The organism is Agromyces italicus DSM 16388 (assembly GCF_000421545.1).
Classification (GTDB): Bacteria; Actinomycetota; Actinomycetes; order Actinomycetales; family Microbacteriaceae; genus Agromyces; species Agromyces italicus.
Map to the genome: position 1 here is coordinate 760,782 of NZ_ATXF01000004.1, position 19,613 is coordinate 780,394.

15 protein-coding genes and 1 tRNA gene are annotated in these 19,613 nt (G+C 71.9%); 9 read left to right on the forward strand and 7 right to left on the reverse strand.

The window, feature by feature from the left end:
* Nucleotides 1-61: 61 nt before the first annotated feature.
* The 5 genes from H516_RS0103850 to H516_RS0103870 all read right to left on the reverse strand — a co-directional run bounded on the left by H516_RS0103850 (nt 62) and on the right by H516_RS0103870 (nt 5,746).
* A complete protein-coding gene (locus tag H516_RS0103850; protein WP_022888404.1) occupies nt 62-2,029 on the reverse strand; it encodes a TPM domain-containing protein in 1,968 nt (655 codons plus the stop codon).
* A gap of 41 nt (nt 2,030-2,070) precedes the next feature.
* Nucleotides 2,071-3,630: a coiled-coil domain-containing protein gene (locus H516_RS0103855; protein ID WP_022888405.1), complete on the reverse strand. Its 1,560-nt coding sequence runs from the start codon at nt 3,628-3,630 to the stop codon at nt 2,071-2,073.
* 145 nt (nt 3,631-3,775) lie between these two features.
* Nucleotides 3,776-3,848, reverse strand: a tRNA-Arg gene (locus tag H516_RS0103860).
* 87 nt (nt 3,849-3,935) lie between these two features.
* A complete protein-coding gene (locus H516_RS0103865; RefSeq protein WP_022888406.1) occupies nt 3,936-5,129 on the reverse strand; it encodes an ROK family transcriptional regulator in 1,194 nt (397 codons plus the stop codon).
* On the reverse strand, nt 5,129-5,746 hold the full coding sequence (locus H516_RS0103870) for a hypothetical protein (protein ID WP_022888407.1): 618 nt from the start codon (nt 5,744-5,746) through the stop codon (nt 5,129-5,131). Before H516_RS0103870 ends, H516_RS0103865 begins: the two co-directional genes overlap by 1 nt.
* A gap of 40 nt (nt 5,747-5,786) precedes the next feature.
* Between H516_RS0103870 and H516_RS0103875 the strand changes: the two genes are divergently transcribed.
* The 8 genes from H516_RS0103875 (at nt 5,787) to prfA (ending at nt 16,918) form a co-directional block, all read left to right on the forward strand.
* On the forward strand, nt 5,787-7,460 hold the full coding sequence (locus H516_RS0103875) for an arginine--tRNA ligase (protein ID WP_022888408.1): 1,674 nt from the start codon (nt 5,787-5,789) through the stop codon (nt 7,458-7,460).
* 31 nt (nt 7,461-7,491) lie between these two features.
* Nucleotides 7,492-8,295, forward strand: coding sequence for an LmeA family phospholipid-binding protein (locus H516_RS0103880; protein ID WP_022888409.1), 804 nt, complete (start codon nt 7,492-7,494; stop codon nt 8,293-8,295).
* A gap of 144 nt (nt 8,296-8,439) precedes the next feature.
* Complete coding sequence (gene lysA, locus H516_RS18175; protein WP_022888410.1) at nt 8,440-9,852, forward strand: diaminopimelate decarboxylase; 1,413 nt, start codon at nt 8,440-8,442, stop codon at nt 9,850-9,852.
* A complete protein-coding gene (locus tag H516_RS0103890; RefSeq protein WP_022888411.1) occupies nt 9,849-11,159 on the forward strand; it encodes a homoserine dehydrogenase in 1,311 nt (436 codons plus the stop codon). The genes lysA and H516_RS0103890 overlap by 4 nt, the downstream gene beginning before the upstream one ends.
* The gene (gene thrC, locus H516_RS0103895) at nt 11,156-12,256 is read left to right on the forward strand and encodes a threonine synthase (RefSeq protein ID WP_022888412.1); all 1,101 of its coding nucleotides are present in this window, start codon (nt 11,156-11,158) and stop codon (nt 12,254-12,256) included. Before H516_RS0103890 ends, thrC begins: the two co-directional genes overlap by 4 nt.
* Nucleotides 12,253-13,200, forward strand: a complete 948-nt coding sequence (gene thrB, locus H516_RS0103900; RefSeq protein WP_022888413.1) for a homoserine kinase — start codon at nt 12,253-12,255, stop codon at nt 13,198-13,200. The genes thrC and thrB overlap by 4 nt, the downstream gene beginning before the upstream one ends.
* 441 nt (nt 13,201-13,641) lie before the next feature.
* Entirely contained in the window at nt 13,642-15,837 is a 2,196-nt protein-coding gene (gene rho, locus H516_RS0103905; RefSeq protein ID WP_026378391.1) for a transcription termination factor Rho, read from the forward strand.
* 7 nt (nt 15,838-15,844) lie between these two features.
* A complete protein-coding gene (gene prfA, locus H516_RS0103910; RefSeq protein WP_022888415.1) occupies nt 15,845-16,918 on the forward strand; it encodes a peptide chain release factor 1 in 1,074 nt (357 codons plus the stop codon).
* Between the two features lie 178 nt (nt 16,919-17,096).
* Here prfA and epsC read toward each other — a convergent pair whose 3' ends face one another.
* Together epsC and cysK are read right to left on the reverse strand one after the other, a co-directional pair.
* Nucleotides 17,097-17,675 (reverse strand): serine O-acetyltransferase EpsC, encoded by a 579-nt coding sequence (gene epsC / locus H516_RS0103915; RefSeq protein WP_022888416.1) that lies wholly within the window; start codon nt 17,673-17,675, stop codon nt 17,097-17,099.
* 4 nt (nt 17,676-17,679) lie between these two features.
* Nucleotides 17,680-18,615 (reverse strand): cysteine synthase A, encoded by a 936-nt coding sequence (gene cysK, locus H516_RS0103920; protein WP_022888417.1) that lies wholly within the window; start codon nt 18,613-18,615, stop codon nt 17,680-17,682.
* 118 nt (nt 18,616-18,733) lie between these two features.
* On the opposite strand from cysK, the gene prmC reads away from it, so the two are divergent.
* Nucleotides 18,734-19,582 (forward strand): peptide chain release factor N(5)-glutamine methyltransferase, encoded by an 849-nt coding sequence (gene prmC / locus H516_RS0103925; RefSeq protein WP_026378392.1) that lies wholly within the window; start codon nt 18,734-18,736, stop codon nt 19,580-19,582.
* Nucleotides 19,583-19,613: the final 31 nt, after the last annotated feature.

A 19,613-nucleotide genomic window follows, 5' to 3' on the forward strand; every position in this document is an offset into this window, starting at 1 on the left:
TCGGTCGATGGTCGATGGAGATGCGATCTCGTGTGGTGGTCGTCGTCGTCGTCGTCGTCGTTCAGAATCGGCCCCCGCTTCCGCGTCGCGAACGCGTCGCCGATCCGCCGAAGCTGCCGGGGGAGCGGCGAGCCCCGCCGCCGCCGAAACCGCCGCCGCCGCCGAAACCGCCGCCGCCGCCGCCGAGCACCGAGTTGATGAGGATGCCGCCGAGGACGGCTCCGAAGAGATCGCCGCCCGAGCCTCCGGCCGTGCCGCCGCGCCCTGAGTCCGCGCCGCCGCCGTAGCCGCCGAATCCGCCAACGTCCTGCTGGGCGAGCTCCATCGCCGAGCGGGCGAGCTGCTCGGCGCGCTGGGCTGCGGCGAGGGCGGCGGGGGCGTCGTTCGCGCCGAGCTGCTCGGCCTGCACCAGCAGTCGTCCGGCTTCGGCGAGGCGGGTTCTGGCCTCCGGTCCGACCGCACCGCGTCGCGCGACGAGATAGTCCTCGGCGGCCTGGGTCTGGCTTCGCGCCGCCTGAAGGCTCCGCCCGAGCTGAGCCTGGGTTCGTGCAGCCTGCTCGGCGGCGTCGCGGGCGCCCTGGATGGCGGCGTCGATCTCGCCGTCGAGCTGTTCGAGGCGCGCCTGCAGGGCGAGCGGGTCGCGGCCGGGTGCGGCGATCGCGCTGCGCAACTCGGATGCCTCGCCGGCGACGCGATCGGCGAGGGCGCCCATCTCCGAGCCTTCGAGGCCGCGCGCGGTCTGCGCATCTCGTTCGAGCTCATCCGCGCCTGCGGCGATGGCGCGGTCGGCCGCCGCGAGCTCGGCGGCGAGCCGCTCGATCGACACCGAGAGCAGCTGGGCCTGGTCGACCGCCTCCTCCGCAGCGCGGATCTCGACGGCGGCGGCGCCGCCTTCGCCGCGACCGACCGCCGCCCCGGCCTCGTTCAGGGCCTCGCGGGCGAAGCCCATGCGGGCCTGGGCCTGGCTCGGGTTGTCGGCGACGGGGGCGAGCGCCGCGGCCGAGTACTGCGATTGCAGGGCGGCGAGCCGCTGGGCCGCCGGGGCGATGCCCCGCTCGGCCGTTGCGGCGATCGCCTCGACCCGGGCCAGCGCCTCGGGGGCGTTGCGCTCGAGATCGCGAAGCGCGTCGAATCGCGCGGCCTGTTCGTCGAGCAGCGCATCGGCCTCGCCCGTGAGCGCGATGATGCCGCCGTACCAGGCGCGGCGTTCCTCGTCGGTGTCGGGCTCGGCGTCGTCGAGCCGCTGCTGCAGCGCGAAGGACTCGGCGAGCTTCGCCTTCGCGCCTTCGAGGGCGGCGCGGAAGTCGGCGGTGGCCTCGTCGCCGTACGAGGCGACCGCGAACCCGAGCTCCTCCTCGCTCGTCTTCAGCGCGTCGTCGGCGTGCACGAGCGCGCTGCCGGCCTGACGGCGGAGTTCGTCGATCGACGGCGGGGCGGCGCCGCCGGGCCCCGCGGACTTCCGCTTCTTGCGGCGGGCGAGGACGATCCAGACGATCACGACGATGATCGCGGCGACCACGAGGATCCAGATGAAGCCGGCCCCCCACCCGCTTCCGGTGTCGCCGGCGATCGCCGCGGAACCGGCGATCGCGGCGCCCGCCCAGTCTTCGTCGCGCAACTCGGGCTCGATGACCTCGAGGCTGATGCGGTCGAGCTCGTCGTCGGAGAGCGAGGCGTCGCTCGCAGCGGAGAGGAAGTACTGGCGCCCCTCGACGGCGACCGCGAGCAGATAGTCGTCACTGCCGAGCCCGTTGTCGATCGCCGTCTGCTCGGCCCAGGCGTCGGCTGCCGACGGGTTCTCGAATTCGTCGACGTAGGCGACGAAGAGCTGGCGCCCGCTGCGATCGGCGTCGGCCGCGAGCGCGGACTCGACCTCGGCCGTGCGATCGCCGAGCGCGCCCGCCGTGTCGACGACGGGGGAGGAGCCGAAGGAGACGGGGTCGTCAGCCCACGCGGCGCCGGTCGCCCCGACGCCCACCGACCCCACGATCATCGCAACCGCAACAAGCCATCTGCGTCCTGCGTGCATGCACCAGCGCCTTTCCCCCGTCCGGACGGACGATTCCGAGTCTAGGGCGACCCCGGCTCCCACGTCCATGCCGTGCCGCCGGATCGTGGCTGGGCGCTCGGCCTCGGACCGTCGACCGCGTCGGCGTCGTCGTTCGAGGCGTCGTCGATCGCGGAGGAGACTCGATCGAGCAGGCCCGCGAGGAACTCGGAGATGCGCCCGTCGCCGCCCGAGGCGACGCCGAACATCTTGCCGTCGGCGGCCGGCGTGCCGGCGATGCCGTCGCGAGCGATCGCCATGGAGCGGCGTGCCAGGTGCGCCGCCGAGTCGGCCCGGTCGCGTGCATCGGCAGGGGGGAGATCGGAGCGCGAGGCGTGAGCGAGCGCCGCTCTGGCCTCGGCGAGGAGCTTCAGCGCCTCATCGCGGCGGATGCGGGCCGCGTCGTCGGCCGGCTCTGCGGCGAGCGAGTTCGTCGCCGTGCTGACGAGCATCCGCGCGCCGGCGAGCGCGCTCGATCGTTCGGCGACGGCCTGTTCGACGGCCCGGGCCGACGCGGCGGACGATCGGATCTCGGCATCGATCGCGGCATCGGCTCGAACGACCCGTCGACCGAGCTCGGCGGGGTCGCGGTTCACCGCGGCGAGCGCGTTGCGGAGGGTGAGGGCTTCGGACTCGAACCGGTCGGCGACGGTCGTAAGTCGCGTGCTCCCGAGGGCTCGTGCATGCTCGACGTCGCGTTCGAGCGCGGCGATTCCCTCGGCGACGGCGAGATCGAGCGCGGCGAGTTCGGCGAGACGCGCCTGCGCGGTCGAGATGCGCTCCGCCGCAGTTCGAAGGTTCACGCGCACCGATTCGACGAGCAGGCCCGCCCGGGCGACCTCTCCGGAGGACGCCGCGGTGATCGCCGAGAGCTGGGTGCGCGCGCGGGCGAGCGCGGCGCGAGCCCCGTGGAGCGCCGTCGCGCCCGGTTCGATCGAGGCCGACGAGTAGCGCCCGCCGGCGTCGTGGAGACGTGCCGTGGCCGAGCCGGCCGCCACGTCGAGCGCCTCGAGTTCGGTGCGGAGCGCCGGTGCCTCCTGCGCCGCCTTCGCGCCGAGCGTGCGGAGTCGTTCGAGCGATTCGCGGGCTCCGTCGAGGGCGGAGTCGATCCCGGAGGTCAGCTGCACGATGCGTTCGTATGCGGCCCGCCGCGTCGTCTCGTCGGAGGTCGCCGAACCGGCCTCGCGCTGCAGGGCGAATGCTGCGGCGAGCTGTTTCCGAGTTCCGTCGACCTCGGCCCCGAGCGCGGCGGCGACGTCATCGCCGTCGAGTGCGCGGGCGTAGTCGATCTCCGCGGTCGCGGCGGTGACGCGCTCGTCGGACGCCACGAGGGCGAGGCCGGCGCGACGTTCGAGCTCCGCGAGGCCGACGGTCGGCGTCGCGGACCCCGCCCGAGCCGCGCGACGCGCGACGGGCAGCGTCTCACGGCGCTTCCTCGCCCGGGCGTCGATGATCCGGAACACGCTCATGACGATGATCGCGCCCGCGACGAGGAGCACGATCAGTCCGGGTCCGGATTCCCATTGCGGACCGAACCCCGGCGGACCGACCGCGGGCGTGAGACCTCCGGTAGCGAGCTGCATGCGCGGGCCTTCCTCATCGAGCGTTCGCGACCAGCCGAGTCTACGGTCGCGAACGTTCGGCCGGATGCGAAAAGCCTCGGCCGCAGCCGAGGCTTCTCGAATCCGTGACGGTCGACATGACGGTCGCCATCACCACTTGCAAACGTGCCCCCGGAGGGATTCGAACCCCCGACCTACGGTACCGGAAACCGGCGCTCTATCCCCTGAGCTACGGAGGCGCACAGTTGAAAACCCTACCATCCCCGGACGCACTCGAACGTCGGAGAGGACCGGCCGGGAACCGCCGGAAGCGGCTGCGCCGCGCCTCAGGGCATGGCGAGGCGGGCGACCCGCCCCAGGAGTTCTTCGCGTACCTTCGCGGTGAGGAAGGCGTGCGCCCCCTCCAGCACCGCGTCGCCGACGATGCGGGTCGCGACGACCTCGGGGTACCAGCGGCTGAGGCGTCGGATGTCGCGTTCGACCGCCGCTGCGAGCCGGGCGCCGCCGACCGCTGCGGTCGGGCCCGCGAGCACCAGCAGTCCGGGGTCGAGGGTGGCGAGCAACGGCAGCGAGACGTGTGCGATGCGCAGCCCGATCTCGTCGATGATCTCGTCGCGGGCCGCGCTCGCGGCGATCGCCTCGAGCACGCCGGCGAAGTCGGCGCCGCCGATCCCGTGGGCGTCCGCGATTCGCCGCACAGCGACCGCGCCGACGAGGTCGGTGCTCGTGCGGGCATTCGCGTCGAGGGCGTGCGCGTCGACCGAGATCGGCAGGAACCCGATCTCGCCCGCGCCGCCGAAGGTGCCGCGATGCAGGTCTCCGGCGACGTCGAACGAGGTGCCGACGCCGTTGCCGAGCCAGAGCAGCGCGAACACGTCGCGCCCGGCGCCGGCGCCGCTCTGCCGTTCGGCGAGCGCAGCGAGGTTCACGTCGTTCTCGATGAAGGCCGTGATGCCGAGCGCCCGCTCGAGCACGCCCCGGAGCCCCGTGGTGGGCCAACCGGGCAGGGTCTCGCTGAACAGCTCGCCCTCGCCTCCGGGGTCGACGTAGCCGGCGGTGCCGATGCAGACCGTATGCACCGTCGCGGGGTCGGTTCCGGCCGCTGCGCTCGCCTCGCGGATCGCGGTCGACACCTCGTCGACGGCGGAACGCTCGGTCGCGTCGCTCGGCAGCGCGATGGTGACGACCGGGCGTTCGCCGCCCGCGGCGTCGACGACGCGCGCCCGCAGCCGGAACGCGTCGATCGCGATCGCGACGCCGAGGGGGCGGTCGGTCCGAGCCGAGTAGAGCACGGCGTTGCGCCCGGGGCTGCCCGCCAGCTGGCCGCTCTCCTCGACGACCCCCGCGGCGATGAGCCGGGTCATCATCATCGAGGCCGTCGGCTTGGACACGCCCACGAGTTCGCAGATGCGATTGCGGGTGAGCGGGCCGTGCTCGAGGAGCGCGGAGAGCCCGACCCGGTCGTTGACCGCGCCGAGCCAGGAGGGGGTGCCCTGGGAGTGCCGCGTCGGAGCCTCCATCAGGCCGCCGCCAGGTTCTCGAGGATCGAGGCGAGGAGCCGCTGCGCGTCGCCGGGTTCGACGAAGTCGACCGAGTCGACGACGATCCAGTAGGGGCCGGTGAAGACCTGGGCCTCGCCGTGCTCGCCCGAGGCGGTGAAGTACCCCTCGACGTCGGGCGGCGTGCCGTAGGTCGGGACCGGCTTCGACCCCAGCGCGGCATCGTTCTTGCGTGCCTCGAGTGCGCCTTGGGGCGGCGTCGCGACGCCGAACTCGATGAGCGCACCGCTCGTCTGGTTGAGGAGGCCGCACGTGGTGCCCGACTCCTCTGCGATGCCGAGTGCCCCGGCGGAGACCGGCTCGGAGTCGGGTGCCGCGCCGAAGCTCGGATTGAACGCGTAGACCTCGTCGGCCGACAGCAGTTCGTCGCAGGCGATCTCGAACGGCGTCGGTTCTTCCACGGGTGCCCCGCTCTCGCCGGGACCGGCCGATTCGCCCGGGGCCCCGGTCTCCGAGGCCGACGGGTCGTCGGTCGGGGAAGCGGGTTCGGTGCACCCGGCGAGGCCGAGGGCGGATGCCGCGACGACGAGCGCGAGGCCGGTCGATCGCAGTCGGGGCAGACGGTGGGGACGCGGCATGTGACGAACCTTACCAACCGCCACCCGGTAGGATTTGCTGGTGACTCCCACCGACCTCTCACTCGCCCTGTACGACCTCGTCCTCGCCATCGCCGAGCGACGTCGGGTTGCCGGCGCGGAGGTCGAGCTGGACCTGGTTCCCGGTGATGTGAAGCTCGAACGTCCCAAGCTTCGCGAGCACGGTGATTGGGCCTCGAACATCGCCATGCGCATCGCGAAGCCGTTCGGCCAGAACCCGCGCGAACTCGCGGGCGAACTCGCCGAGGCGATCGCCGCGGTCGACGGCGTCGCGAGCGCAGAGGTGGCCGGGCCCGGCTTCATCAACATCCGCCTCGAAGCGGCCGCAGCCGGCGCGCTCGCGAAGACGATCGTCGACGCGGGCGCCGAGTACGGTCGCAGCGACTCGCTGGCCGGCGCCGTGATCAACCTCGAGTTCGTCTCGGCGAACCCGACCGGTCCGCTGCACATCGGGCACACCCGCTGGGCTGCGCTCGGCGACTCGATCAGCAGGGTGCTGCGCGCGGCGGGGGCCGAGGTGGCCAACGAGTACTACATCAACGACGCAGGCAACCAGATGGAGATCTTCGGCGCCTCCGTGCTCGCTGCGGCGAAGGGCGAGCCGACCCCTGAAGGCGGCTACCCCGGCAGCTACATCGCCGACCTCGCGACCCGGGTGCTCGAACGCGAGCCGAAGCTCGCCGAGCTCGACCGCGACGTCGCACTGCACACGGCCACCGAGATCGCCTACGAGCTGCAACTCGCCGAGATCCGCGCCTCGCTCGAGCGCTTCAATGTGCACTTCGACGTCTGGACGAGCGAGCGCCGGCTGCACGCCAGGGGCGATGACGGCATCAACGACATCGACACGGCGCTCGCGCGACTGCGCGCGCAGGGCCACGTCTACGACGCCGACGACGCAGTGTGGGTCAAGACGACCGATTTCGGCGACGACAAGGACCGGGTGTTCGTGCGCGGCAACGGCGTGCCCACGTACTTCGCCGCCGATGCCGCGCTGTACCTCGACAAGGGCGATCGCGGCTTCAAGCACAAGATCTACCTGCTCGGCGCCGATCACCACGGGTACGTCCACCGCCTCAAGGCGCTCGCCGGTGCGGCGGGCGACGATCCCGAGCTCGACATCGAGGTACTCATCGGGCAGCTCGTGAGCGTCAACGGTGCGAAGCTCTCCAAGCGGGCCGGCAACATCATCGAGCTGGACGACCTGCAGGCCTGGCTCGGCACCGACGCACTCCGCTACACGCTGGGCCGATATCCGGCCGACTCCCCGCTCACGATCGACCCCGAGATCCTGCAGCGCCGCACCAATGACAACCCCGTCTTCTATGTGCAGTACGCGCACGCCCGTACCTCCGCGGTCGCGCGCAACGCCGCGGCATCCGGCGTCGAGCGCTCGTCGTTCGCCCCCGAGCTGCTCACCCACGAGACCGAGTCCGCGCTCCTCGGCGCGCTCCAGGAGTTCCCGCGCATCGTGGCGCAGTCGGCCGAGCTGCGCGAGCCGCACCGTGTCGCGCGCTACGTCGAGGAGCTGGCGGGCCTCTACCATCGTTGGTACGACAACTGCCGCGTGCTGCCCCTCGGCGACGAGCCGGTCGGCGAGCTCCAGCGCACGCGCCTCTGGCTGAACGACGCGACAGGCCAGGTCATCCGCAACGGTCTGGGGCTCATCGGCGTCTCGGCGCCCGAACGCATGTAGTCACGCGCGACACGAACCCGAGGGAGCTGCGATGTCCGACGAGAACGCGACGGTCGAGTTGGATGTCACGGGGTCCGAGCCCGAGCCACGACGTCGACTCGGCCGGGGCGCCCGGATCGGGCTCATCGTCGCGGGCTCCGTCGTCGGTGTCGCCGCGCTCCTCGTGGCCGCCGACGTGATTGCGCGCGGCATCGCCGAGCAGCGCGTCGCCGACGAGGTGCGCGCGAGCCTGCCCGCCGGAGTCGAGGGCGACGTCGATGTGACGATCGGCGGCTTCTCGGTGATCACCCAGTACCTCTCGGGCACCATGGAGCGGGTCTCACTGAGCGCACCCGAGCTCGTCGTCGACGGAGCACCGCTCGACGTCGAGGTCGACCTCCGGGGCGTTCCGGTCGACCTCGGCAGCCCGGTCGATCGACTCGACGCGACGGTCTCGGCCGAGCAGGACGCGGTGAACAGCCTCGTCCGGGTCCCGAACGCCACCGGCTCGATCACCCTCGGCGACGCCACCGTCGGCTACGAGGGCGCGCTCGAGGTGTTCGGGCAGTCGATCGCCTACCAGGTGACCGCGACGCCGACGGCCGCGGGCAGCGAGGTACTCCTCCAGCCCGTCGGGGTGGAGATCGGCGCCGGCGGCGGCTCGATCGACCTCTCGGGCATCGTCGAACGGGTCCTCGGAGGCGACCCGGTCGCGGTCTGCGTCGCCGAGCGCCTGCCCGCGGGCGTCGAGGTGACCGACATCGCCGCGGCTCCCGGTGTCGTCCGGGTCGAGCTCGAGGGTTCGGAGATCACCCTCGACGAGGCGCACCTGCGTCAGTCGGGCAGCTGCGACTGACGCGTCGATTCGGCCTCGCCGTGCGGCCTCGGTAGACTCGCCGTACGCCGACCCACAAGGCCGGCACGCATCAGGCTTCAGGAACCGATCCGGGTTCGCTCGCCGCGAGCGACCGTCGATTCGTCCACTCCGTGAGGTTTCTCCGTGGCATCCGTCTCCAACGCCGTCCCGCCGGGTCCCCCCGTGCCCGACGATGTCAACGGGCTCGTGCCACAGGTCTGGCCCCGGTCGGCGCACCGCGACGCCGTCGGCCGGATCGTCGTCGGCGGACTCGACGCGGCCTCGCTCGTGGCGCGGTTCGGCACCCCGCTCTACGTCGTCGACGAGGCCGAGGTCCGCGAGCGCGCCCGCCGTACCCGTGAGGCCTTCGAGGGCGCGGCACGTGGTGCGGGCACCGATGTGACGGTCTATTACGCGGGCAAGGCGTTCCTCTCGGGGGCCGTCGTGCGCTGGGTCGTCGAGGAGGGCCTCGCGGTCGACGTCTGCACGGGCGGCGAGCTCGCGGTCGCGCTCGGAGCAGGGGCCGACCCGGCTCGACTCGGGTTCCACGGCAACAACAAGTCGATCGCCGAGATCGACGCCGCGGTCGCCGCGGGTGTCGGGGCGGTCGTCATCGACAGCGAGATCGAGATCGAGCGGGTCGCCGCCGCCGCGGCGCGCGCCGGTCGACGGCAGCGGGTCCGACTCCGGGTGAACAGCGGCGTGCACGCCTCGACGCACGAGTTCCTCGCGACGGCCCACGAAGACCAGAAGTTCGGCGTGCCGCTCGACCGGGCGGCCGAACTCGGCGCCCGCATCCGTTCGCACGACTCGCTCGAGTTCCTCGGCCTGCACTGCCACATCGGCTCCCAGATCTTCGACGCGGCGGGCTTCGCGGAGTCGGCCGAGCGACTGCTCTCCGCGCACGCCGAGCTTTCCCGCATCGCACCGGTTCCCGAGCTGAATCTCGGCGGCGGCTTCGGCATCGCGTACACCGCGGCCGACTCGCCGCAGGCGATCGAGGCGATCGCGCAGGGCATCGTCGACGCCGTCGTCGCCGGCTGCCGCGAGCGCGGCCTGCCACTGCCGAAGCTCGCGTTCGAGCCCGGGCGCTCGATCGTCGGCCCGGCCGGCGTCACGATCTACACGGTCGGCACGATCAAGTCGGTGCCGATCGAGGGCGGTGAGCGGCGCTACGTCAGCATCGACGGCGGCATGAGCGACAACGCGCGCACCGCGCTCTACGGCGCCGAGTACTCGGCACGGCTCGCCTCGCGCATCTCCGAGGCGGCGCCCGCCCTCTCGCGGGTCGTCGGCAAGCACTGCGAGTCGGGCGACATCGTCGTCGACGCTGAATACCTGCCGGCCGACACCGCGCCCGGCGACCTGCTCGCCGTGCCCGCCACGGGGGCCTACTGCTGGTCGCTCGCCTCGAACTACAACCACGTTCCCCGCCCGCCCGTCATCGCGGTGCGCGGCGGCGAAGCCCGCCTCATCGTCCGCGGCGAGACGATCGACGACCTCCTCGGCCGTGATCCCGGGCTCGAACCATCCGCGATCGAAGGGACCCCTGCATGATCGAGTACCGCTCCATCCGAGTCGGACTGCTCGGAGCCGGATCGGTGGGCTCGCAGGTGGCGAGGCTCCTCCTCGAGCACGCCGACGAGCTCGCGCAGCGCGTCGGCGCCCGGCTCGAGCTCGTCGGCATCGCCGTGCGCGACCCGAGCGCGAAGCGCGACGTCGAGCTGCCCGCGGCGCTGCTCACCACCGACGCCGAGTCCCTCATCCTCGGCTCCGACATCGTGATCGAGCTGGTCGGCGGCATCGAGCCCGCCCGGCGCCTCGTCCTGCAGGCGATCGGCTCGGGTGCCGACGTCGTCACCGGCAACAAGGCGCTCCTCGCCTCGCACGGCCCCGAACTCTTCGCCGCGGCCGAGCAGGTCGGCGCGCAGCTCTCGTACGAGGCGGCCGTCGCCGCGGCCATCCCGATCATCCGGCCGCTCCGCGAGAGCCTCGCCGGCGACCGGGTCGACCGCATCCTCGGCATCGTGAACGGCACCACCAACTTCATCCTCGATCGCATGGACACCACGGGCGCCTCCCTCGAGGACGCCCTCGCGACGGCGACCGAGCTCGGCTACGCCGAGGCCGACCCCACCGCCGACATCGGCGGCTACGACGCAGCCCAGAAGGCGGCCATCCTCGCGAGCCTCGCCTTCCACACGAGCGTGCCCGTCGAGGCCGTGCACCGCGAGGGGATCACCGAGGTCTCGGCCGACCAGGTCGAATCGGCACGCCGCGCGGGCTACGTCGTGAAGCTCCTCGCGATCTGCGAGCGCCTCACCGACCCCGACACCGGCGACGAGGGCGTCTCGGCGCGCGTCTACCCTGCACTCGTGCCGCGGAGCCATCCGCTCGCCGCCGTGCACGGTGCCAACAACGCCGTCTTCGTCGAGGCATCCGCCGCCGGCCCGCTCATGTTCTACGGCGCGGGCGCCGGGGGAGTGCAGACGGCCTCCGCCGTGCTCGGCGACCTCGTCGCGACCGCGCGCCGCCGCGTCTCAGGCGGCCCGGGAACGGCCGAGTCGACGCAGGCCGAGGTGCCCGTGCTCGAGATCGGCCGCATCACCACGCGCTACGCGATCACCCTCGACGTCACCGACGAACCCGGTGTGCTCGAGCAGATCGCCCGCATCTTCGCTCTGCACGGCGTCTCGGTCGAGCAACTCCAGCAGAGCGTGAGCGAGGAGAGCCGACGAGCTACGCTGGTCATCGGGACGCACAAGGCGAAGGAGTCCGCGCTCGCCGAGACCGTCGCCGCCCTCGCCCAGAGCCCCGTCGTCGCGTCCGTCGCGTCCGTCCTCCGAGTCGAAGGAGCAGTGTGAACACCCCCATCACCCCCAAGGCGAACTCGCGCCAGTGGCGCGGAGTCATCCGCGAATACGCCGACCGTCTCGACGTCACCGACGCCACCCCGGTCGTCACGCTCGGCGAGGGCGGAACACCGCTGCTGCCCGCTCCGGCGCTCTCGGCCCGCACCGGTGCCGATGTCTGGGTCAAGTTCGAGGGCATGAACCCGACCGGCTCCTTCAAGGACCGCGGCATGACGATGGCCGTCACGAAGGCTGTCGAGCGCGGCGCGAAGGTCGTCATCTGCGCATCGACCGGCAACACGTCCGCCTCGGCGGCGGCCTACGCGACCCATGCCGGCATCACGGCGGCCGTGCTCGTGCCCGAGGGCAAGATCGCGATGGGCAAGCTCAGCCAGGCCATCGCGCACAACGCCCAGCTCCTGCAGGTGCAGGGCAACTTCGATGACTGCCTCGACATCGCCCGCGACCTCGCCGCGAACTACCCCGTGCACCTCGTGAACTCGGTCAACAACGACCGCATCGAGGGACAGAAGACCGCGGCGTTCGAGGTCGTCGAGGTACTCGGCGACGCACCCGACTTCCACTTCATCCCGGTCGGCAACGCGGGCAACTACACCGCGTACACCCGCGGGTACCGCGAGGACATCGCCGCGGGCAGCGCGACCCGGCTGCCGCGCATGTTCGGCTTCCAGGCGGCCGGTTCGGCACCGATCGTGCGCGGCGAGGTCGTGAAGGACCCCGACACGATCGCCAGCGCCATCCGCATCGGCAACCCGGCCTCGTGGGAGCTCGCCCTCGAGGCGCGCGACGCATCGGACGGGTACTTCGGCGCCATCGAGGACGACAAGATCCTCGAGGCGCAGCGCATCCTCTCCGCCGAGGTCGGCATCTTCGTCGAACCGGCGTCGGCGATCTCGGTCGCGGGCCTGCTCGAACGCGCTGAGGCCGGGGTCGTGCCGAAGGGTGCCCGCGTCGTGCTCACCGTCACCGGCCACGGACTGAAGGACCCCCAGTGGGCCCTCCGCGCCGCAGACGGCTCGGATGTGCAGCCGACCGTCGTGCCGGTCGACACCGCGCAGATCGCGTCGGTGCTCGGGCTCGTCTCGTGACCGGCACCCTCGTCGCACCGACCACCACCGCGCTCGCGGGCCGCGCCGTGCAGGTGAAGGTCCCCGCGACCTCGGCCAACCTCGGCCCCGGCTTCGACACGCTGGGGCTCGCGCTCGCGCGTTACGACGAGCTCGAGATCGAGGCGACCGAGGCGGCGGGTGTCGTCGTCGAGGTTCACGGCGTCGGCGAGGGCGAGGTGCCGTTGGATGCCTCGCATCTCGTGGTCCGCTCGATCGCGCACACCTTCGAACGCGCCGGGGTCGCCCTGCCCGGGCTGAAGCTCGTCGCGCACAACACGATCCCGCACGGCCGGGGGCTCGGCTCCTCCGGGGCGGCGATCGTCGCCGGCGTCGTCGCAGCCAAGGGGCTGCTCGAGGGCGTCGTCGACTTCGCGGCCGATGAGCTGCTCGAGCTCGCGACCGAACTCGAGGGCCACCCCGACAACGTCGCGCCGGCGCTGTTCGGCGGCCTCACCATCGCGTGGGTGACCCCCGAGGGGCCGCGCCACAAGAAACTCATCGTGCACCGCGGCGTCTCGCCGCTGGTGCTGGTACCCGAGCATGAGATGTCGACCGCGCTCGCGCGCTCGCTCCAGCCCGAGTCGGTGCCGCACGAGGACGCGGTGTTCAACGTCTCGCGTTCGGCGCTGCTCGTCGCAGCGCTCATCCAGAGTCCCGAGCTGCTCTTCCAGGCCACCGAGGACAAGCTGCACCAGCACTACCGTGCGGCCGCGATGCCCGAGACCGACCGGCTCATCCGTGCGCTGCGCGAGGCGGGGCATCCGGCGGTCGTCTCCGGCGCGGGGCCGTCCATCCTCGTGCTCACGAGCGACCCGAGCGAACGCGCCGCCGCGACCGCGCTCGTCGAGGGCGTCGCCGAGACGGTCTGGCAGGCGCTGCCGCTCGCCGTCGACTTCAAGGGCGCGACGGTTCAGAGCGCGTAGCGGTCTGAACCGTCGCGAAAGGCGTCAGCCCCGGCGTCCGCGGCGCCCGCGCCGTGACGCGTCTCCGGCAGACCTCTCAGGGTGACGCCGCCTCTCACGGGAGACCGTGGAGCGAAAGGCGGCAGCCCCGGCGTCCGCGGCGCTCCGCGCGCGGAGCACCCGACTTCGGATTCCTCCGGATGATCGGGAGTCGCGTTCTCCACAGGGCGCGTCGCGTGGCGGACACGGCCGGTGCGGAGTGTTAGACTGACACCGCACCCGGCAGGCGACGCGCTGCAGACATATGCGCTGTTCGTGTTCCCGGCCGCATCGTGCAATTCCCGGCAATCTCTTGCTTTCGCTCTCGCGCATGTCTGCGCCACCGCGCGCCGACCTCGCTCGAGGCCGCGATCAGCTCTCCTGCCGCGCAACTCTTGCGCCAGGGGAAAGGAAAACACCCCAGTGACCAACGCATCCGACCACGCTGCAGGCGTGGCGAACAGCGCCCCTCTCACCGGCCTCAAGGTCGCCGAGCTCCAGGAGCTCGCCGTCTCGCTCGGCATCGTGGGCGCGTCCAAGCTCCGCAAGGGCGAACTCGTCGAGGCGATCACCGCCCGGCGGGCCGAGCTGGCGGGCGATGCCGCTCCCACGCTCGACCTCGACGTCGTCCCGGCCGAGGCCCCCGCGGCCCCGGCGGCGGAGGCCGCGCCGCTCGAGGCCCCGGCCGTCGAGCCGTCCGCACCCGAGGCATCCGCCCCCGAACAGGCCGCCCCCGAACAGGCCGCGCCCCGCCGAGGCCGCCAGCCGCGACGTGCGACGAGCGCGACCACGGCGGCCGCCCAGCACGTCAACGGTGCCGGCGCAGGCGTCGGCCTCGTGCCGTCGAACGACGACGAGGCTCGTGAGGCCGCCCGCGCCGCCGTGCGCGAAGAGCTCGCTGCCGCGACCGGTGAGGGCGCCCGCCCTGCTGGGGCGGAGGGCGAGGGCGAGCAGGCCTCGAGCGACGAGCCCCGCCAGGGCCGTGGTCGCAACCGCGGTCGCCGCGGCGGCGAGCGGGGTGAGCGCGGCGGCAACGACCGCGCCGAGCGTGGCGACGACGCCCAGAAGCAGGGCGGCGACCGCCGCCAGAACGGCCAGAACCAGGGCGGCGAGGCAGCCCAGGGCGGCGCCGAGCGAGGCAAGCGCGACGAGGGCAAGTCCTCCGAGCGTCAGGGCGATGGCGAGAAGGGCAAGCAGGCCCGTGACGGCCAGAGCCGTGACGGCCAGGCCCGTGACGGCCAGAACCGCGACGGCCAGAACCGCGACGGCCAGGCCCGCGACGGTGGTCAGAACCGCGACGGTGGTCAGAACCGTGACGGCCAGGGCCAGAACCGCGATGCCCAGCAGCTCGAGGGCGAGGGCGGTCGTCGCAGCCGTTACCGCGACCGCAAGCGGCGTGGCCAGGGCGGTGCCGGCGACGAGCTCGAGCCCGAGATCCTCGACGACGACGTGCTGATCCCGATCGCGGGCATCCTCGACGTCCTCGACAACTACGCCTTCGTGCGCACGACGGGGTACCTCCCCGGTCCGAGCGACGTCTACGTCTCGCTCGGCCAGGTCAAGAAGTACCACCTGCGCAAGGGCGATGCGGTCGTCGGCTCGATCAAGCAGCCGCGCGACAACGAGGCGAACAGCCGCCAGAAGTACAACGCGCTCGTCAAGGTCGACTCGGTCAACGGTCAGTCGATCGACGAGGCCGCGGCCCGCGTCGAGTTCCAGAAGCTGACGCCCCTCTACCCGCAGGAGCGCCTGCGCCTCGAGACCGAGCCGACGAAGCTCACGCAGCGCATCATCGACCTCGTCGCGCCCATCGGCAAGGGCCAGCGCGGCCTCATCGTCGCGCCCCCGAAGGCGGGCAAGACGATCGTGCTGCAGCAGATCGCGAACGCCATCTCGATCAACAACCCCGAGGTCCACCTCATGGTCGTGCTCGTCGACGAGCGCCCCGAAGAGGTCACCGACATGCAGCGCACCGTGAAGGGCGAGGTCATCGCCTCGACGTTCGACCGTCCGGCCGAAGACCACACGACGGTCGCCGAGCTCGCCATCGAGCGCGCGAAGCGCCTCGTCGAGCTCGGCCACGACGTCGTCGTGCTGCTCGACTCGATCACCCGCCTCGGCCGCGCCTACAACCTGGCTGCACCCGCTTCGGGCCGCATCCTCTCGGGCGGGGTCGACGCTTCGGCGCTGTACCCGCCGAAGCGCTTCTTCGGCGCCGCGCGCAACATCGAGAACGGCGGCTCGCTGACCATTCTCGCGACCGCGCTCGTCGAGACGGGTTCGAAGATGGACGAGGTGATCTTCGAGGAGTTCAAGGGCACCGGCAACAGCGAACTGCGTCTCTCGCGTCAGCTCGCCGACAAGCGCATCTTCCCGGCAGTCGACGTCAACGCGTCGTCGACGCGTCGCGAAGAGATGCTGCTGAGCCACGACGAGGTGAAGATCACCTGGCAGCTGCGACGCGCCCTCGCGGGTCTCGACCAGCAGCCGGCCCTCGAGGCCGTGCTCGGTCGCTTGAAAGAGACGCAGTCGAACGTCGAGTTCCTCATGCTCATGCAGAAGTCGATGCCGGTCGCCGGCCACGGCAACTCGCACGGGCACGAGACCGACCACCGCTGAGGCGCTCGTGTTCGAATCGGTCCAGCCGCTGCTCGCCGAGCACGCGCAGCTCCAGGAGGAGCTCGCGGACCCGGCGCTGCACGCCGATGCGGCGCGCGCGAAGAAGGTCAACCGGCGCTACGCCGAGTTGAGCCGGATCGTCGCGGCGGACACGGCCTGGCACGAGGCGCAGGACGACCTCGCGGCGGCCCGCGAACTCGCCAAGGAGGACGAGGCCTTCGCCGAGGAGGTGCCGGCACTCGAGGAGGGCCTGGCGCAGGCGCAGGAGAAGCTCCGGCGACTCCTGATCCCGCGCGACCCCGACGACGGCCGCGACGTGATCATGGAGATCAAGGGCGGCGAGGGCGGCGCGGAGAGCGCCCTCTTCGCCGCCGACCTCCTGCGCATGTACATCCAGTACGCGCAGTCGAAGGGGTGGAAGACCGAGCTCCTCGAGCGCAACGAGTCCGACCTCGGCGGCTACAAAGACGTGCAGGTCGCGATCAAGTCGAACGCGAGCGACCCGTCGCAGGGCGTCTGGGCGCACCTCAAGTACGAGGGCGGCGTGCACCGCGTGCAGCGGGTTCCCGTCACTGAGACGCAGGGGCGCATCCACACGTCGACGACGGGCGTGCTCGTCTTCCCCGAGGTCGACGAGCCCGAAGAGGTCGAGATCAACCAGAACGACCTCAAGATCGACGTCTACCGTTCGTCGGGCCCGGGCGGCCAGTCGGTGAACACGACCGACTCGGCCGTGCGCATCACCCACCTCCCGACCGGCATCGTCGTCTCGATGCAGAACGAGAAGTCGCAACTGCAGAATCGCGAGGCGGCGATGCGCGTGCTTCGCGCCCGAATCCTCGCGCGCCAGCAGGAGGAGCTCGACGCCGCGGCGTCGGATGCGCGCAAGTCGCAGATCCGCTCGATGGACCGCTCGGAGCGCATCCGCACGTACAACTTCCCCGAGAATCGCATCGCCGATCATCGCACGGGCTACAAGGCGTACAACCTCGACCAGGTGATGAACGGGGCGCTCGACCCGCTCATCGAGTCGGCGATCCAAGCCGACGAGGAGGCGCAGCTCGCCGGTCGCGACGTCTGAGCCGTCGAATGCAGTGACGGATGCCACGGGGCCGGCCCCGTGGCATCCGCGCCTTCACCCGCGGTCTACAGGACAATCGCGTGTTTGCAGGACGAACTCCGTTCGTGACCGTCCTGTAAGCACCGCGATGTCCTGTAAACCCCGAGCGGGAGCCGTGCCCCGGAGGGCACCGCGCCGCTCAGATGTGCCAGTCGTGCAGGCCGCGGGCGGCGTCGGCGGTCTGGTGCGACAGCGGGCGCACCGTCGCGGGCACGCCGACGACGAGCGAATGCGGGGGAGCGCTGCGAGTGACGACGGCGTTGGCGCCGACGGCGCTCCACGCGCCGATCGTGATGTCGCCGAGGATCTTCGCGCCCGCGCCGACCGTGACCCCGTCGTCGAGGGTCGGGTGCCGCTTGGTGCCGGGCGGGGTGTGGCGCGGTGCCTTCCCGCCCAGCGTGACGCCGTGGTAGAGCATGACGTCATCGCCGATGACGGCCGTCTCGCCGATGACGACCCCCATGCCGTGGTCGATGAAGAACCGGCGGCCGATGGTGGCCCCCGGGTGGATCTCGATGCCCGTGAGGAACCTCGTCAGCTGCGAGACCACTCGCGCCGGGAACCGCCAGCGAGCTCGCCAGAGCCGGTGGGCGAGCCGGTAGGCCCAGATGGCGTGCAGGCCCGAATACACGAGGAAGACCTCGAGACCGCTCCGTGCTGCGGGGTCGTGCGCACGGGCGGTCGCGAGGTCTTCTCTCAGGCGTCTGAACATCGGCACCTGATCAGTCAAGCAGACCCTCGTACAGGACGGTCGACAGGTACCGCTCGCCGTAGCTCGCGACGATGACGACGATCGTCTTGCCGTCGTTCTCGGGGCGCTTGGCGAGTTCGAGCGCGGCGAACACGGTCGCGCCCGAGGAGATGCCGCCGAGGATGCCCTCTTCGGTGCCGAGCCGGCGCGCGGTGGCGACGGACTGGTCGATGTTGACGTCGATGATCTCGTCGTAGACGTCGCGGTCGAGGATGTCGGGCACGAAGTTCGCGCCGATGCCCTGGATCTTGTGCGGGCCGGGTGCGCCGCCGTTGAGGATCGGCGATTCGGCGGGTTCGACGCCGACGACCTTGACGCCCGGCTTGCGCTCCTTCAGCACCTGGCCGGTGCCCGACAGCGTGCCGCCGGTGCCGATGCCCGAGACGAAGATGTCGACGCCGCCGTCGGTGTCGTTCCACACCTCTTCGGCGGTGGTGCGGCGGTGGATGTCGACGTTCGCCTCGTTCTCGAACTGGCGGGCGAGGATCGCGCCGGGGGTGGCCGCGGCGATCTCCTCGGCCTTGGCGACGGCGCCCTTCATGCCCTCGGAGCCGGGCGTCAGCACGAGCTCGGCGCCGTACGCCTTCAGCAGCGACTTGCGCTCCTTCGACATGGTCTCGGGCATCGCGAGGATGACCTTGTAGCCGCGCGCCGCGCCGATGAGGGCGAGGGCGATGCCCGTGTTGCCGCTCGTGCCCTCGACGATCGTGCCGCCGGGCTGAAGCGCGCCCGAGGCCTCGGCGGCGTCGACGATGCCCACGCCGAGGCGGTCCTTGACGCTCGCGGAGGGGTTGTAGAACTCGAGCTTCGCGAGCACGGTGGCGCCCGCTCCCTCGGTGAGGCGGTTCAGGCGCACGAGCGGAGTGCGGCCGAAGGCCTGCGTGATGTTGTCGTAGATCTGAGCCATGGGCAGGCCTTTCTGGAGGGGCGGTGCGGGCGACCTCAGCCTATGGCGACGGCCTGCGGCGCGGGGGTGCGTTACATTCCATTGCGTGGATGCACCAGAGGATCAAGCCGCCCGACCGCTGCGCGAGGTGCGCGACGAGCTCGTCGGGAGGCTCGCCGCGGCGGGGGTCCCCGACCCCGAGGTCGACGCCGAACTCCTCATCGGCCACGTGCTGGGGCTCAGCCGTGGCGGCGTGCAGGCGCGCCTCGTGATCGGCGGCGAGCTCTCGGCCGCGGATGCCTCGGCGCTGGCCTCGCTCGCCGGGCGTCGCGAGCGGCGCGAGCCGCTTCAGCACCTCACCGGGCGGGCGGCGTTCCGCTCGCTGGAGCTCGCGGTGGGCCCGGGGGTGTTCGTGCCGCGCCCCGAGACCGAGGGGGTCGCGCAGATCGGCATCGATGCGCTGCGCGCGGTCGCCGACCCCGAGCCGATCGGCATCGACCTCGGTTCGGGCAGCGGTGCGATCGCACTGGCCCTCGCGACCGAGGTGCCGCACGCGAGGGTGTGGGCGGTCGAGAACTCGCCCGAGGCCTTTCCGTGGACGCGGCGCAACGTCGAGGAGGTCGGCGCGCCGAACCTCGAGCTCGTGTTCGGCGATCTCGCGACCGCGCTGCCCGAGCTCGACGGCCGGGTATCGGTCGTCGTCTCGAATCCGCCGTACATCCCGCTGGGGGCGATTCCGCGCGACCCCGAGGTGCGGCTCTACGACCCCGAGCGCGCCCTCTACGGCGGGGTCGACGGCCTCGACATCGTGCGGGTGCTCTCGCAGCGGGCACTCGCGCTGCTCATGCCGGGCGGTCTGCTCGTGATCGAGCACGGCGAGGCGCAGTCGGCCGAGATCGCGGCGCTGCTCGCGGCAGACGGTTGGCGTGCGATCTCGCATCATCGCGATCTCACGGGGCGCGACCGGGCGACGACCGCGCTGCGGTGACGGTCTCTCGTGGGTTCCGAGACGGCGTTTG